The sequence below is a fragment of the Nostoc sp. 2RC genome, assembly GCF_014222165.1.
Classification (GTDB): domain Bacteria; phylum Cyanobacteriota; class Cyanobacteriia; order Cyanobacteriales; family Nostocaceae; genus Nostoc; species Nostoc linckia.
This window is the reverse complement of record NZ_JACKZU010000179.1, coordinates 1-16,256: the sequence shown is the minus strand read 5'-3', so window position 1 is coordinate 16,256 and position 16,256 is coordinate 1. Positions and strand designations below refer to the sequence as shown.

General features: G+C 41.7%; 12 protein-coding genes. 2 read left to right on the top strand and 10 right to left on the bottom strand.

Translation table 11 applies throughout. The features are described 5' to 3' along the window. Window positions 1-338: 338 nt before the first annotated feature. The 10 genes from GNE10_RS19810 to GNE10_RS19765 form a co-directional block, all read right to left on the bottom strand. Window positions 339-587, bottom strand: a complete 249-nt coding sequence (locus GNE10_RS19810) for a DUF2281 domain-containing protein (protein WP_185566627.1) — start codon at window positions 585-587, stop codon at window positions 339-341. A gap of 88 nt (window positions 588-675) precedes the next feature. Continuing rightward, window positions 676-894 (bottom strand): DUF4351 domain-containing protein, encoded by a 219-nt coding sequence (locus GNE10_RS19805; RefSeq protein ID WP_185566626.1) that lies wholly within the window; start codon window positions 892-894, stop codon window positions 676-678. 42 nt (window positions 895-936) lie between these two features. Next, window positions 937-1,758 carry a DUF4351 domain-containing protein gene (locus GNE10_RS19800; protein ID WP_185566625.1) on the bottom strand — a complete coding sequence of 274 codons (822 nt, stop codon included), beginning with the start codon at window positions 1,756-1,758 and terminating at the stop codon, window positions 937-939. A 189-nt stretch (window positions 1,759-1,947) separates the two neighbouring features. Next, the gene (locus GNE10_RS19795) at window positions 1,948-3,288 is read right to left on the bottom strand and encodes a serine/threonine-protein kinase (RefSeq protein WP_221642911.1); all 1,341 of its coding nucleotides are present in this window, start codon (window positions 3,286-3,288) and stop codon (window positions 1,948-1,950) included. 873 nt (window positions 3,289-4,161) lie between these two features. Beyond that, window positions 4,162-6,129, bottom strand: a complete 1,968-nt coding sequence (locus GNE10_RS19790) for a response regulator (RefSeq protein WP_185566624.1) — start codon at window positions 6,127-6,129, stop codon at window positions 4,162-4,164. Continuing rightward, window positions 6,129-6,605 (bottom strand): response regulator, encoded by a 477-nt coding sequence (locus GNE10_RS19785; RefSeq protein ID WP_099069229.1) that lies wholly within the window; start codon window positions 6,603-6,605, stop codon window positions 6,129-6,131. Before GNE10_RS19785 ends, GNE10_RS19790 begins: the two co-directional genes overlap by 1 nt. Next, window positions 6,602-8,611, bottom strand: a complete 2,010-nt coding sequence (locus GNE10_RS19780) for a PAS domain S-box protein (protein ID WP_185566623.1) — start codon at window positions 8,609-8,611, stop codon at window positions 6,602-6,604. The genes GNE10_RS19785 and GNE10_RS19780 overlap by 4 nt, the downstream gene beginning before the upstream one ends. Next, window positions 8,601-8,855: a DNA-binding transcriptional regulator gene (locus GNE10_RS19775; protein ID WP_185566622.1), complete on the bottom strand. Its 255-nt coding sequence runs from the start codon at window positions 8,853-8,855 to the stop codon at window positions 8,601-8,603. The genes GNE10_RS19780 and GNE10_RS19775 overlap by 11 nt, the downstream gene beginning before the upstream one ends. A 389-nt stretch (window positions 8,856-9,244) precedes the next feature. Further along, entirely contained in the window at window positions 9,245-9,862 is a 618-nt protein-coding gene (locus GNE10_RS19770; protein WP_185566621.1) for a 2OG-Fe(II) oxygenase, read from the bottom strand. A 420-nt stretch (window positions 9,863-10,282) separates the two neighbouring features. Further along, window positions 10,283-11,146 (bottom strand): fructosamine kinase family protein, encoded by an 864-nt coding sequence (locus GNE10_RS19765; protein ID WP_185566620.1) that lies wholly within the window; start codon window positions 11,144-11,146, stop codon window positions 10,283-10,285. An 87-nt stretch (window positions 11,147-11,233) separates the two neighbouring features. Between GNE10_RS19765 and GNE10_RS19760 the strand changes: the two genes are divergently transcribed. Next, window positions 11,234-13,534 carry a filamentous hemagglutinin N-terminal domain-containing protein gene (locus GNE10_RS19760; protein WP_260446938.1) on the top strand — a complete coding sequence of 767 codons (2,301 nt, stop codon included), beginning with the start codon at window positions 11,234-11,236 and terminating at the stop codon, window positions 13,532-13,534. Window positions 13,535-13,629: 95 nt separating this feature from the next. Further along, window positions 13,630-16,113 carry a CHAT domain-containing protein gene (locus GNE10_RS19755; RefSeq protein ID WP_397325959.1) on the top strand — a complete coding sequence of 828 codons (2,484 nt, stop codon included), beginning with the start codon at window positions 13,630-13,632 and terminating at the stop codon, window positions 16,111-16,113. Window positions 16,114-16,256: the final 143 nt, after the last annotated feature.

The following is a 16,256-nucleotide window of genomic DNA, read 5'->3' as shown; positions in this document are numbered from 1 at the left end:
GTGTCCTTCTCTGACGAGACGCTGCGCGAATGCGTCCTTCGCGGTTCGTTTTTCCGTTACCTGTGCGTAAGTCCTATAATCTTTGAAACTGCTTAATTTACACCCAACTTTTGCATGAACTAAGTAGATGGACATAAATAAATATGATATTTTGTGTCATTGCGAGCGAAGCGAAGCAATCGCAAAGTCTCTGGGATTGCTTCACTTTGCTCGTAATGACATTTTATATTTATAGGACTTACGCAAAAACTCTCTGAAACTCTTATTCCTCCGTGTCCTCTGCGTCCTCTGTGGTTAGATTTTCCGTTGCCTGTGCGTAAGTCCTAATTTAATCATTCCTACCTAATTAGTTGCAGACATTCTCTGATATCTGAACCTTCCCAACTGCCCACAAATTCTAATAAATCTTCAGCAGTAGAACCTGTTAAGGTATGCTCTGCTATTAGCGTTTGAGCAGGTTGGCTATCTGAAGATATACTGTTTGTCTGATGTTTGACTTGCAAAAATTGCACAAAGTCTAAAATTTCCTGTAATAACGGTTCAGGTAATTTTTCTAGTTCTTGATTAATTTGTTCTTTAATAGTCATTATTACCGCTGTGTTTACAATGTTTAAAACTGGATATTGATTTATATATAGTTAATAGACATTTGAAATTAATTACTTTCCTGCCCATCTAACCAAATAAATCAGCTAGAGATGAAATTCTCAAAAGCGCCCTTCCTAATGCTTCTAGCTTTTCCTTGTTTAAAACTTGAACTCTCTCAATAATTGACGAATCTATTTCACCAAAACGTTCATTGAGTAAAGATATACAGAATCTAACCGCTTCTTTTTGTTCTCCCTGTTGTTCGCCCTTCTGCAAAATATCTTGATAAATTACAGATTCCTGCATAAGATCCTTCTCACGGATTAACTGGGGTTATTTTGCTCCTGATTAGCTTTTTTGTTCATCTAACCAAGCTACTAAATCAGATACTTGTGAAAAGTCTAGTAATGCTTCTGCTAAATCATCTAGCTTTTCAACAGATAGCACTCTAATTCTCTCAATCAATGATGAATCTATTTCACCAAAACGCCGATTTAGCTGGCGTATAATTGTACGTTCTTCACCTTGCTTATCTCCTTTCTGCAAAATATCCTGATAAATCACTGACTCCTGCATAAGATCCTCGCTCAATAACTGACGAATAAAATCCTTTTCAAATCGCAAACCTGCTAATATTTCTGTGTAAGCTGCGATATTCTGTCTTGTTTCCCTATCTGAAATTTTAGCAACACTCTGGGCAACTTGGGATAATAACCCTTCGGGTGAATCTGTCTGTGTTAAAGGTGCTAACGGTAATAGTGCAGGATTATCGAGAAATAACGCCGAATCTTGTTCCCACATTCGTATAACACGATAGCGATGATTTGTCATCTCATTTACATATTCTTCAGTAAAAGCAATTTCCTTATTTGTCTCTTGCAAAAAAATTACTACCTGCGTTATTGGAACATTATATTGTCGGACTAACCTCACAAAGTAATCCAACATTCTGAAGGGAATGGGACGATCTGATTTTTGTGTTGTTTGAAATTCCAAATGTAAAATACGATTTTCTGTTTGTAAAAATATAACAGAATCTGCTTGAATTGGTTCGATGCTTAATTCAGTTTTTAAAACTTTAATTGTTTGCGGTTCATCAGGTAGCAGCCACCGGGCAAAATCCGTTGGATATTTTTCTGCTAATATTTTACAAACATTGTCAAAGGACACTATTTACACCGAATTTATATTGATTTATATATTATCTAATGCTGAGCGCAGCTTTTTGTATTTAGGAAGTGTGGGTCTTAGCGCGTCACCTATTTAAATATTGCCAGGTATCGAAAAGCTAGAATCTGCAAGGCTTCGTCGAATATAGGTTGTTTACAAACTTTTACAAATCTTTGAAACCTTTATAGATTACAATTTACAAGTCTGGAAGCGAGAGAAAAAAGGTAGTATATTTCTCAGTTTCAATGGTATTCTATTAATGCCCTGCCAAAGTTTTAGTTTTAGAGACGGTAAATGCCCTGCCAGGGCTTTAAGGGAATAGTTGTATTGATCTTTGGATAGCCAGCTGCCTTTTACGCGCCAGCCTAAGCGATCGCCCAAACTACACTCCGTTTCATAATCTATTTTGATTTTGCCGCCGCACTCTAGCCATATACGTTTTTGTACGCTAAAGCCAAAATGCCCATTGCTGTATTTTACCCACAATTGGTCAATGGTACGTAAGTCTGTGCAGGGAAAATTTTCAATTGATTCATAATTAAGCCAGCCTTGCTGTTCTCTTTTAGTTACTTTCAGCATGACTCTGGTAGTTTCCTCGTCTGCTGCTTCCCATTCCCCCGCTTTGAGTAAATTCTCTAGGTTTTGGTAATTTACCCCCACATCTGAAGCTAATATCACTCCTGTGAGATTAACTTGCGAGGAGGAGAGTAAATTTAACCATTCTTCCATTGTTTGGGGTCTGTCTTTTGCTTCTAATGCCATGCCTTGCAGAATCGCTTGATTTACCGCATCGCTAAGACTGGGTACAAGTTCCTTTGGTGGGACTAATTCCTCTTGTTCATACTTGCGGTTAAACGAATAAGTGGGGCGTTGTCCAGTGATGGCATAGTACAACGAGCCAGCTAAACAGTACACATCAACTGCTGGATGACGAATTCCTTTGTATGTTAACTCATAAGGCGCAAATGCCTTGTTACCAAAAGACCTAGAAAAGGTACTCGGTGGAGACATATCGCCGGCAATACCAAAGTCTATCAACACAGCTTTGCCTGAGTTAGGAATCGCTGAATTAAAGTTGAGCATAATATTAAGAGGAGTGACATCGAGATGTAAGACTCCTTTTTGATGTACCTCCACCAAAGCTAAACCCATTTGGCGGATGTATTTTACAGCTTCAGCTTCGGGTAATGCACCTTGGCGTTGCACATACTCCCACAAACTCTGTCCTGCTATGTATTGCATTTCTAAACAGTAGCGACCATCTGCTTCAAAAAAGTCGAATACTTGCACAATATGAGGATGTGAGTCTGTGCAACACTTTGCTAGCATTTGGGCTTCTTTTTTGAAGCGTTCAACATATTTGGGATAGTCTGGATCTCGTTGGACGCTAATGTTGGGGGTTTTGATAACGACTCGGCGGTTTAGCTTGGTGTGCATTGCTTGGTAGGTGACTGCAAAACCGCCACCACCTAAGTATTTTTCTATTTTGTATTTCCCGTTGTATATTAGCTGTCCGTCTTGCCAGAACATATACCAGATTTATTGATGCCTAATGTTGATTTTGACACGCTTTTTGTGAGTTATGGTGGTTGGCGTTGCTGAATAAGGCTGTAGGAGCATACAGCTAGCTGTACATGAGTGTCAATTGAAGATGAAATCACTGGGGTCAACTAGTAATTAAGTAGCTCAACCTAAAAAAACGTCACACGTAGATGTCAATAAATGTAGGGTGTGTTATGCCGTAGGCTAACGCACCTCTGTAGACTGCACCATAGAAATTGAGGTGCGTTACGCTTTGCGATAACGCACCCTACCATTATTTTATGTTTAATTAAGTTGACCTACTTGTTACTTTTGTACTGAGTTGTGAGGGTTTTATCCTCCTCAAATTAAAATTGAACAAAAATAATAAACGATGTCCCGAATTCAATCAACGATGTCCCGAATTCAATCAACGATGTCCCGAATTCAATCAACGATGTCCCGAATTCAATAAACGATGTCCCGAATTCAATAAACGATGTCCCGAATTCAATAAACGATATCCCGAATTCAATAAACGATGTTCCGAATTCAATAAACGATGTTCCGAATTCAATAAACGATGTCCCGAATTCAATCAACCCAACACCTCAAAATCCTATCTTTGTTGGGTTTAACTCCGTACCACTACCCAGCTAACGCAACGTGAAAGCAAATAAATTATTCCGATTCAGGTCGTTGACTGTTCACTTTTGACTGCTGAGTGTCAACGGTCAACGGTCAACAGTCAAGGCTTCGACTCCGCTCAGTCTTGACCCTGAGCGAAGTCGTACCACTACGTGGAAGCAAGCTACGCGTAGCGGCGACCATAGGAGAAGGGTCAACAGTCTTCTGTGGAATATTTTTTTACTTGGAAGTCACTTATGTTTGATTAATTAAACTGGAAATCGCCATGAGTAATTCCTCTGGTGTCACGGGTTTAACGAGGTGCTGTTGAAACCCGGCTTGCAATGCTTGTTGTTCGTTGATTTCCCCTGCATAAGCAGTCAAAGCGATGGCGGGAATTTTTTCTCTCCCGGTTTGTACCTCAAAGGTGCGTATTTCTTCTATCAGCATATAGCCGTTCATTTCTGGCATTCCAATATCGCTGAGTAAGATATCTGGTTTTGATTTTGCTAGAGTCTCTAATGCTTCTGTTGCTGATGCAACTGACATTGCAATAGCTCCAAACTCTTCTAGTACAAAGCTTAAAAAGTCGCGGGTGTCGTCATTGTCGTCTACAACCAAGACTTGTATCCCTGTGAGGGGAGAAAAGGCAGAAACGGCATTTGTGAGAGAATTGGTATTGATATAGTTAATTTTTCCACTGTTCTCTATCAGTGGTAAGCTAACTGTGAAGGTGGCTCCTTCTCCCTCACCAGGACTTTGAACCCAAATTATGCCGCCGTGCATTTCCACTAAGTGACGAGCGATGGCTAATCCTAATCCCAATCCACCAAATTTTCTGGTTGTTGTATTGTCGTCTTGACAGAAATAGTCAAACACATGTGGTAGAAAGTCTTGACTAATTCCCTTACCTGTGTCGGTTACGGTAATTTGAACGTCAGCATCTACGCACTCTAATCGCACATGTACTCGTCCACCTGTAGGTGTAAATTTGACGGCATTGGATAATAAATTCCACACCACTTGTTGTAAGCGGGCGGGATCGCCCAAAACGCTGCCCACTGAGGGGTCTAGGGTTGTTTGAATGTGAATGCTTTTCGCCTCTGCTGCTAAACGCACTGTTTCCATTGCAGCTTCAATGGTGGATACTAAATCCACTGATGCCATTTTCAGGTTGAGTTTACCTTGGAGGATGCGAGAAACATCCAGCAAGTCTTCAATTAGTTGAGCTTGTAATTTGGCATTGCGCTCAATGGTTAAGAGTGCTTTTTTCAGGGCTGTGTCGGGAAATTTACGACTCTGCAACAGTTTTGCCCAACCGAGAATGGGATTTAAAGGCGATCGCAATTCATGGGAAAGCACCGCCAAAAATTCATCTTTGATGCGGTTGGCGGCTTCTGCTTCCGCACGTGCTGATTTTTCCAAATCCAAAAGCCGATCGCGTTCTTCTTCGGTGCGTTTGCGATCGGTGATGTCGGTTAACATGGCGATCGCACCTAAAAATTCACCTTCTTCGTTAAAAGTAGCTCTGGCAGAAATCAACGTCCAAATGTAAGAACCATCTTTGCAGCGCCATCTACCTTCTTTTAAATCACTTTCTTGTTTCTGGAGCCATTGGAGTTGTTGTTGGACATCAATACCATCAATTCGCTCGATAAAATCAAATATGGAACGACCGAGCATTTCTTGTGCTGTATAGCCCAACATTTGTGACATTCGCTGATTCACAAACTCGATTCGTGCTTGGAAGTCGATGGTACAAATTCCCTCATAGGAGGTATCGACAATTCGGCGATACTTGGCTTCACTTTTTTGTAAAGACTCTTCTATGAACTGGCGATGGCGGCGTTCTTTGGCTTCCCGCAATGCCCGTTGCACGGAGGGAACTAACCGCCCCAGCCGTTGCTTTAAAACATAATCTGTTGCACCATTCTTTAAAGCTTCGATGGCTAATTCTTCACCCAATACTCCAGAAACAAAAATAAAAGGAATCTCTGGAAAGTTGTTTCGAGCAATTTGCAAGGCAGAAATGCCATCAAAAGTAGGCAAGACATAATCAGCAAGGATTAAATCGAAAACCTCTGTGGAAATCGCAGCCAAAAACTCAGCCGCAGTTTCCACTCTGATTATTTGGCAATTAATTCCTCCTTCGGTTAGCATCGCTTGGAGTAGTTCTGCATCCAACAGACTATCTTCTAAAAGAAGGAAACGAAGGACATTCATCAGTTGCTCTCCTGTTGACGATTAGGTGCAGGAGGTAAAGCGCCAATGGGGGGCTGATTAATTACTGCCCAAAACAGCCCCACGCCCTTAATGGCATCGACAAATTCATAATAATCCACTGGCTTGACAACATAAGCATTAACACCTAATTTGTAGCATCGAACTAAATCCGGTTCCTCACGGGAAGAAGTAAGCACCACCACCGGAATTACTTGCATTACTGGGTCAGATTTCAGTTGTGCTAGCACCTCTAGTCCATCGATTTTAGGTAATTTTAAATCCAGTAGCACCACAACAGGATGTCCTTCCATCCGCAACCGAAAAAGTCCGCGACGATAAAGATAATCTAAGGCTTCTTCTCCATCACGTACCACCACCACTTCATTTGCCAGATGGTTTTCTGACAAGGCAGCCAATATTAATTCTGCATCATTAGCACTGTCTTCAATCAGCAGAATTCTCTTGAGTTCTGTCATTCCCTCTCCTTCTTCCACAACTTTGGCAGTGAGAAATAGAAGGTGGCTCCTGTGTCAACTTCACCCTCTCCCCAAACTCGACCATTATGTCGATGAATAATTCGCTGCACGTTTGCTAATCCCACACCAGTGCCTTCAAATTCTGGGTTGCTGTGCAGGCGTTGAAATACTCCGAATAGCTTGTTGGCATACAGCATATTAAAGCCAATGCCATTATCTCGCACAAAAAAGATTATTTCGTTTTCATTATCGATACTGCCAATGCTGATTTCGGCTGTGGAGCGATTTCGAGTATATTTAACGGCATTGCTCATTAAGTTGTGGAGTACCAACCGCAACATCGACGGGTCGCCCTGCACTAGGGGTAATGACTCAATGTGCCAATTAATCGCGCGTCCTTGAGTTTCTGCAAGCAAATCCCGTTTGATTTCTTGTACTAGTTCTTCAATATTCAAGCTGGCATAACGCATCTCAGCGCGCCCCATGCGGGAAAATGTCAGCAACTCATCAATTAGTACTCCTGCTTGTTTTGCAGTTTGGGCGACGATCTTCAAATAGCGCTGACTGGTTTCATCTAAATTTTTTGAGCTAGGCTGCTTGGCAAGCAATTCTACAAATCCGGCGATGTGGCGAAATGGCGCTCGCAAGTCGTGGGAAACTGAATAGGAGAAGGATTCTAGTTCTTTGTTGGCGGCTTCTAACTGGGCTGTGCGTTCTTGAATGCGTTGCTCTAGGGTTTCATTTAATTGTTGTAGTTGAGTTTCCGCTTGTTTGCGATCGCTAATGTCGCCCACTAGTCCCAGCATCCGCACTGCTTCTTGTTGAGCATTATAATAAACTTGACCGCGCCCCCAAATCCAGCGTAACTCTCCATCAACGCGGCGAATGCGGCACTCAAAATCCCACATTTCATTATGAGTTAAAGCACTCAAAAATTTTGCTTCCACCAAAGGACGATCCTCAGGTAAGACGTGTTCCAAGAACATTTCATAACTCCATTCCGGTAGCAGAGAATCGTAGCCAAAGATTTGGTCGTGTCGTACCGAACGGTGGGCAGTTTGAGTCCTCAAGTCTAAATCCCAGTCCCCTAATTGTGCCGATTGCAGGGCAAATCTCAGCCGTTCTTCGCTCTCGCGCAGAGCTTCTTCCGCTAACAGGCGATGGCGTAACGCTGCTTGCTGTTCGCTCATATCGCTAACTAATGCTGCATATCCTTCAACGATTCCCTGTTGATTAAACTGGGGAACGTAAATTGCATTAATATAGCGTGTCCCGCCATCTTTATAGGAAATTTCAGTTTCAAAACTAACCTGCACTCCTGCTAAAACTTGTTCCACATAGGGACGAACTACTTCATAGGCGGCTTCGCCCAAAACTTCCCAAAGATGCTTACCATAGACTTCTGCCGCCGGTTCCCCGAACCACTCTTCATAAGCTCGATTGTTGAAGCGGTAGCGTTGTTGTGAATCCACAAAGGAAATTAAAACTGGCAGTGTATCAGTAATTAAGCGCAGTTCTGTTTCCCGTTGTCGCAGTACTTCTTCATTGGACTCTACAAAGCGATCGAATTTTGCTTTGCTGTCCCAAAGAAACTTTAAGTTTTGTTCGGCTTTACCTTGAGCTGTGCGCCGTGATTCATTAAGGTAGCTGATGATGGCGGCTGCCAGTATGAACACAACCAAAGGAACTAGACTATTGAGATTTGTAGTACTGTCTCGATAAAGCGGCCTCAAGAAAAAATAATCCAGTGCCAAAGTAGACAAAATTGTTGCGAATAATCCCGGAAGCAAGCCACCATACCAAGCACTCACCATTACCGCCGCAAAAAGCAGCGCCGCAGGAGTCGAGATGATATATGGATTCAGCAACAAAGTGACTCCTAATGCTAAGACAACAGATAAAAAAGCAACAAAATAGTGTAGCAACTGCTCTCGAATAACTTTGCTTTTTTTTGCTTTAGCAACAAGGATGTTTTCGGGTTGAAAAACCCTCATTTTATGAATCATAACCGGATTCTGCTTCTGAAAAATACTGATTTAGCAGCCTTTTGCCGGGTTCGCCCATTTGGCGTATCATTTCTTCTATGAGTTTTAGCGCTAACCGTGAAGGCACTGTGTGGCCATTCTCCCAACGATTGACCGTTTTAAATGATACTCCTAATTTTGCAGCAAACTGTTTTTGAGAAAGGTTGAGTTGCTGCCGCAATTCCCGGATTAAATCTAAAATTTCTAATCGTTTTGTGGGGGACATCTCCTTTTCCTATTCCTATGGTATGACTAAAATAGGACACTTGTCCTATCATTTGTCTCTTACTTAGGGAATATTTTTGAGGTTAATTGTTGATTGTTGGCTGTTGATTGCCACCTTCTGAATGATTTATCAAAACAGAATTCAGAAGTCAGGAGTCAGAATTCAGTTGGGTATTTTATACGACTGGCGGATAGCGCAGCTAAGCCGTGTCCGCGTACCCCTGCTCTTAAGCAAGCTACGCGTAGCGTCTCGTAGAGAGCGTCTTGATTCTGAATTCTGAATTCTGAATTCTGTATTCTTCTTCAATAATCAATAAATCATACTAGTTATACTAAATTCCTTATACATTCTGAATTCTGGCTCCTGAGTGCTGAATTTTTCCCAAAATTTCAAGTATATTTTCTTTTTTTACTTGCAGATTGAGTTTTTCTAGACTCGATAGTAAACTGGGGAATTTCTTCGAGTTCATCGTCAGTTAAATTATATTGTTCGCAAACCAAGCTGAGGCGATCGCCAGAAGTTTTGACAGGGTTTACAGAATGAGTTAAATCTCCTTGAAAGTATAGTAAAGTATTAATCTGTGGCTTGATTTGTCCCAGTTGACGTTTGTGCGATCGCAGTACTAATTCTCCTCCTTCCATATTGCTAGGAACTCGCACATAAAGCACACTCACAACTAAAGGTGGTGCAATGCTTTTGCAGTAAGAACGTAAAGAGCGATCGATGTGCGGATCGACACGGGAACCTGCTTTTAACTGTAAAGGATTGAGGTAAAAAGCATTACAATTTGGCTGGAGAGCTAAATCCAAATAAAGCTTAAAGTAGGGAAATTGTTGTTCTACTGTTGCTAATCCAGAACGCTGAAACACTACTGAAAATCCTTTAGTTGCGACAAAATCACGGTTGAGGTTGTTGATGGAAAAATAAGGACAAGCTTGAATTTCTCCCCACAAATTATTTAAGTAATCATCAGGAAATGCATTAGCTTGTTGTTGATAATTTTTCATATAGCAGTCCGATTTGATTAATGAACTGATCTGTATAGGCAGGCAAGAGGCAATAGGGAATAGGCAACAGGGTTATAAAAGAGTAAAGTGTACGGAATTTTGTTCAAAAATCAAATAGGATTCCTATACTAAGTTAAAATCAGTAATTTACTTTATAGAAGCTGAGTTTTTTTCAGAAATCAAATAGGAGTCCTATATTTGATTTTTGAAAACATACGTAGGGCTAAAATAGTGCATTAGCTTGACTCTTGTGGGATGGGCGTCTCGCCATTGGTGTCAACTTAAGTTTAAACGCTTGTCCCACAGCCGTTTTACCCCACCCCTCAATCCCCTAGGGGAGGTTTTGGCTTTAGACAAAACCGGGGTGGGGTGAGTGTGGATTAGTTAGTAATTGAGTAAGTACAATTAACAGCAATTGATTTAGCCTTGTAAAATTTTGTCAATCATGCGGTTGGCTTGGGAAGCATAACCACCACCGAATAAATTGAAGTGATTCAAAATGTGATAAAGATTATAAAGTGTTTTTCTCTGCTCATAACCGTCATCTAAAGGAAACACTTGGTTATAACCTTTGTAAAAGGCTGCTGGGAACCCACCAAACAATTCTGTCATGGCAATATCAACTTCGCGATCGCCAAAATAAGTTGCAGGATCGAATATCACCGGTTCTCCTGACACAGTACACCCAGCATTTCCGCCCCATAAATCACCATGTACCAAGGAAGGTTGTACTTGATGATTTGCTAACAATTCGGGAATTATTGCTAACAAACGTTCTTGTTGGGGAAAACTCCCTCCCCGTCGCCTTGCTAATTGAAATTGATAACCCAGACGATGTTTTACATAAAATTTCACCCAGTCTGCTGTCCAAGTATTAATTTGTGGCGTGGAACCAATAGTATTATTAATTTTCCAACCAAAACCTTCACTACTGCTAGCTTGGTGCATCGCCGCTAGTTGTCGTCCCATTTCTTCCCATGATTTGGTGTTACCGCTTCCCATTTCCAGCCATTCCAGGACGATGTAAGCAGAATTATCAGCTACACCCCAACAAATAGGTTTAGGAACCCGAATACTAGCCGTCAATAACATTTCCTCTAAACCAAGCGCCTCCGCCTCAAACATTGCAACTTGTGAGGCTTGGTTTAGCTTGACAAAGTAGGTTATTTCACCATTAGAGACAGCATAACCTTGATTGATACATCCGCCACCAACAGATCGCCGTTGCTGACTTTGAAATGTTTTACCAGTTATTTGGGTAATATGCGCGTAGATCTCCCTCATCTCCCTCATCCCCATTCCCCAATTGACCAACGTATTTTATATTAGGATTTATCACGATAATTAATATTTTTTTTGTAAAAAAAATTGTTGAAATTTTTCCGGGAATTTTTACCTTTTAAATTAGCGGTTTCGGCCTGCTGTTGTTTGATTTTTGGAAACAACTGTGTCGTTGCCGAAATTACAGCCGACAGCACGTTGGGTAGCGAATCATCAATTTTAATTCCAGGTGTTGATGTTAAAGGGGAAATAGGAAATCGCATTGATGGGGGTGCAGTGCGAGGAGCTAATCTCTTTCACAGTTTTAGTGAATTTAGCATTGATGATGGACAAAGGGTTTACTTTGATAATCCTACAGGGATAGAAAATATTCTCACACGAGTTACAGGTAATAATCCCTCGAATATTTTGGGAACGCTGGGAGTTTTGGGTAATGCAAATTTATTTTTTATTAATCCCAACGGTATAGTCTTTGGAAAAAATGCAAGGTTAGACGTTGCAGGTTCTTTTGTGGGAAGTACAGCTGATAGTTTGAGATTTGATAATAATTTTGCTTTTAGTGCTAATAATCCCCAAAGTCCTCCGTTGTTGACTATCAATGTACCCCTTGGTTTGCAATTTGCCGCAAATCCAGGTAGTATTCTCAACCAATCCACTGTTCGAGATAGTAATGGTGAAATTGTCGGACTCCAGGTGCGATCGCAAAAAACCCTTGCACTTGTGGGTGGTGATATTTTTCTGCAACAAGGTAGGATAAAAGCAGATGGAGGACAGATAGAATTAGGGTCTGTCTTTGGCAATGGTGTTGTGGGCTTAAATTGGTCATTTGCCTCTGATGCTATTCCTTTAACATTAAGTTATGAAGGCATTGAAAATTATCGGGATATCCAATTGTCTGGTAGGGCTGAAATTATTGCTAATTCTGACAGCATTAGTCAAAGCATAGGTAGCGTTCATCTCCAAGGTAGGCGAGTTACCCTCAGCGAGGAATCAGGAATTTTTAACCGCAACACGGGTTCTGGAAAGCCAGGAAGCGTAATTGTCAACGCCTCCAATTTGGTGGAACTGTTAGGAGGTTCTCCAATCAACGAAGATAGCCTCATAAATGTCTCCAACTCTGGTTCTGGAGAGGGAAGCAGTGTAATAATTAACACTAGCCGACTAATTGTCCGGGATGGCGCATACATCGCAGCTACCACCGCAGGTGCAAGTAAAGGTGGTAGCTTGATTGTGAATGCATTAGAATCAGTAGAACTTATTGGCACAACCCTAGACAGCCAGTTTGGAAGTGGCTTGTTTGCTCAATCACGCCAAGACGCTACAGGCGATGGAGGGACTATCACCGTTAATACTAAGCGGTTGATTGTTGGGGATGGCGCACAGATGTCCACTGCTACATTTAGCACAGGTCAGGGTGGAAATATAGTCATAAAGGCTTCGGAATCAGTGAAAGTATCTGGTATGACTCCTGATGGTCAAAATTCAAGTGCGTTGACTGCTCGATCGGGACGCGTTGCTAGGGGTAAAGCTGGAAGCTTGCTAATTGAAACAGGGCAATTACTGATTCAAGACGGAGCTAAAATATCTGTTAGCAGTTTAGGGTCGGGCGATCCTGGAGACCTGAAAGTTAAGGCGGGCAACCTTTTTTTAGATCGGGGTACAGTTGAAGCATTCACTTCTTCTGGTCAAAATGCCAATATTCAGTTACAAGTATCTGACCTCATCTTGATGCGAAACCATAGTGTAATCAATGCTCAAGCATCCAACAATGGTGATGGCGGCAATATAAACATACATACAAATTTTCTAGTTGCTGTGTCTAACGAAAACAGTGATATCATTGCCAACGCCTTTGAAGGTTCGGGAGGCAGAATTAATATTACTGCTCAAGGAATCTTTGGATTGCAATTGAGTGAAACTTTAACTTCTTTGAGTGATATAAACGCGAGTTCTGAATTGGGAATTAATGGAGTTGTGGAAATTAACACACCTGATGTCAACCCCAGTAACGGACTTGTGAATTTACCCACAAATATAGTAGATGCTTCCCGACTCATTGCCCAAACCTGTAGAACTGGTGGCGAAGCAACAGCCAATGAACAAAGTGAATTTATAGTCACTGGAAGAGGTGGTTTGCCACCTAACCCCATTGAGCCATTGAGCAGCGATGTGATTTGGCAAGATTTACAAACCCATACTTTGCCCAATGAAAAGGTGACTGGCTCCCAAAAAGAGGTAAATTTAATTTCAGAAACACCAAGTGCGATCGCCGAAGCTCAAGGATGGGTAACTAACGCTGATGGTACTATTACACTTGTAGCTCAAGCTCCCACTACTACCCCTCACAATTCCTCACTCACACCTGTTAGTTGCCCAGTTGCCCAAAACTAATGTTGCACTCTCACATAGCAAAAAAACTGCCAAAATTTTGGCGTCAAGCTCTAGCTTTTATGCTTTGTGTGCTGTTAGGGGGGAGTCTCACTCTAATGGTGGAATTGAGACAAGTTATGGCTTCTTCAGTCCAACCCCTGGTTAGCCAAGAGAAAATTACAGCAAAATCAAGTTTAATTCAACAAGGCAGAGAACTTTATCAAGCACAACGATATGCTGAAGCGATAAATATTTGGCAGTTGGCACTCAAAGCAGAAACAAATCCATCGTCTCAAGCTACGGTGCTAAATTATCTCTCCTTGGCTTACCAGCAGTTGGGACAGTGGCAGCAAGCAAATGAGACAATTAACTCTAGTTTGAATTTAATTCAAAACTTGCAACAGACAACACCACAAACAAAACTCATCCTTGCCCAAGCACTCAACACCCAAGGAAGTTTGCAATTAGCCCAAGGTAAGCCAGAAGCAGCTCTAAATACTTGGCAACAGGCAACTAATATTTATACCGCAGCAGGTTATACACAAGGCAGAATTGGCAGTTTAATTAATCAAGCTCAAGCCCAGCAAGCTCTGGGTCTTTACCTCCAAGCTCGTAAAACTCTAGCACAAGTAGAACAAACATTAGAAAATCAACCAGACCAACAGTTAAAAACTACAGGTTTGCGTAGCCTGGGCAATGTTTTGAAATCTGTGGGTGCTTTTGCTGATTCTCGCAGAGTTTTGCAACAAAGTTTGCAATTGTTAGAAGATGACCCTAATCTATCACAAGAATTGAGTGCTACTTTACTCAGTTTGGGTAATACAGCTTATACCCAAGGCGATAAAAATGCAGCATTGGCATACTACGAAAGAGCAGCAAATGTTGTTTCTGCCAACAGCGTCACCCATATCCAAGCTCAAATTAATGAACTTCAACTATTAATAGCAACTGGACAAACAAAAAAAGCTGAAAATCTCTCGCTAGAACTGCAACCAAAGTTTAGTAATTTGTCTCCCAGTCGTTCAACAATTTACGCTCGCATCAACTTTGCTAAAAGTTTGGTGAAACTGGGAACGAAAGAATACACCACATCTGCTAAACTATTTGCAACAGCAATTGAAGAAGCTGAAAATTTAAGCGATCGCCAAGCACAATCTTATGCTTTGGGTTATCTCGGCGGACTCTACGAACAAACCCAGCAGTGGTCAAATGCTGAAGATTTAACCCAGCAGGCTTTACAAATAGCCCAAGCCATTAATGCTCCACATATTGCTTATCAATGGCAATGGCAATTAGGACGAATTTTAAAAGCCCAAGGTGCAATCAAGTCTGCAACATCAGCTTATGAAGTCGCCTTTACAACATTAAAATCTCTGCGTAGCGATTTAGTAGCCATTAACAGTGATATTCAATTTTCCTTTAGGGAAGCTGTAGAGCCTGTATATCGTGAATACGTACAATTACTGTTAAATCCAGAACCTAGTCAGGAGCAACTAAAACAAGCCCGTCAGGTAATTGAATCGCTACAACTAGCAGAACTTGACAATTTCTTTCGTTCAGCTTGTCTACAAGGACAGATAGTACCCATTGAGCAAATTCAACAGTCAGCAGCAGCAGTAATTTATCCCATTATTTTGCCAGACCGGCTAGAAGTAATTGTGAGTTTACCTCAGCAGCAACTACGCCACTATGCCACGAAAATCAATCAAGCTGAAGTAGAAGAAACTATAGAACAACTGAGAGAAAATTTAGAAAAACCCTTCACAACTCCTGAGGGAAAATTATTATCTGCAAAAATTTACGACTGGTTAATTCGCCCTGTGGAGGCAGAACTAACTGAAAGTCAGGTGAAAACATTGGTTTTCGTTTTAGATGGTGCATTGCGGAACGTGGCGATCGCAGCCCTTTATGATGGTAATAATTATTTAGTAGAAAAATACAGCATTGCCCTCACACCTGGGTTAGAGCTATTGGGGCCGCGTCCATTGCGTCAAACCAAGCTCAAAACTTTGGTGGCTGGACTCACAGAAGCACGACACGGGTTTAGTTCCTTACCAAATGTCAGCGACGAATTAAAAACAATTGAGTCGGAAGTCCCTAGCGAAGTTCTCCTCAATCAAACATTCACTAGTTCAGCGCTACGAAAACAAATTGACTCAGTACCCTTTTCTGTGGTGCATCTCGCAACTCACGGTCAATTTAGTTCCAACGCCGATGAAACCTTTGTGTTGGCTTGGGATAAACCGATTAAACTCAACGAATTGAAAAATTTGCTCAGCAGCAGAGAGCAAACTACACCTGAGCCAATTGAATTACTCGTTCTCAGTGCTTGCGAAACTGCCGAAGGAGACAAACGCGCCGCTTTAGGACTAGCTGGGATAGCAATTCAAGCAGGCGCACGCAGTACCTTAGCCTCGCTTTGGAGCTTAGATGATGAATCTAGCGCCCGCCTCATCGGTCAATTTTACAAAGAATTGGCCACAAAGCAAGTCACAAAAGCAGAAGCACTGCGCCAAGCCCAACTTTCTCTCTTAAAAGACCCAGATTATCGGCATCCCATACATTGGGCGGCTTACGTGTTACTGGGAAATTGGCTGTGATAGATGCACGGGGGGAAGGGGGAAAGGGAAGAGGTTTGGTATTTTCCCTTTCGCCAATAAAGATGTATCCCTTTGACCACAAGAGTGCAAAAAGCACTCTTGTGCAAGAGGTCTGATGTATTTGAAACCTTTCCCCTTTTCCC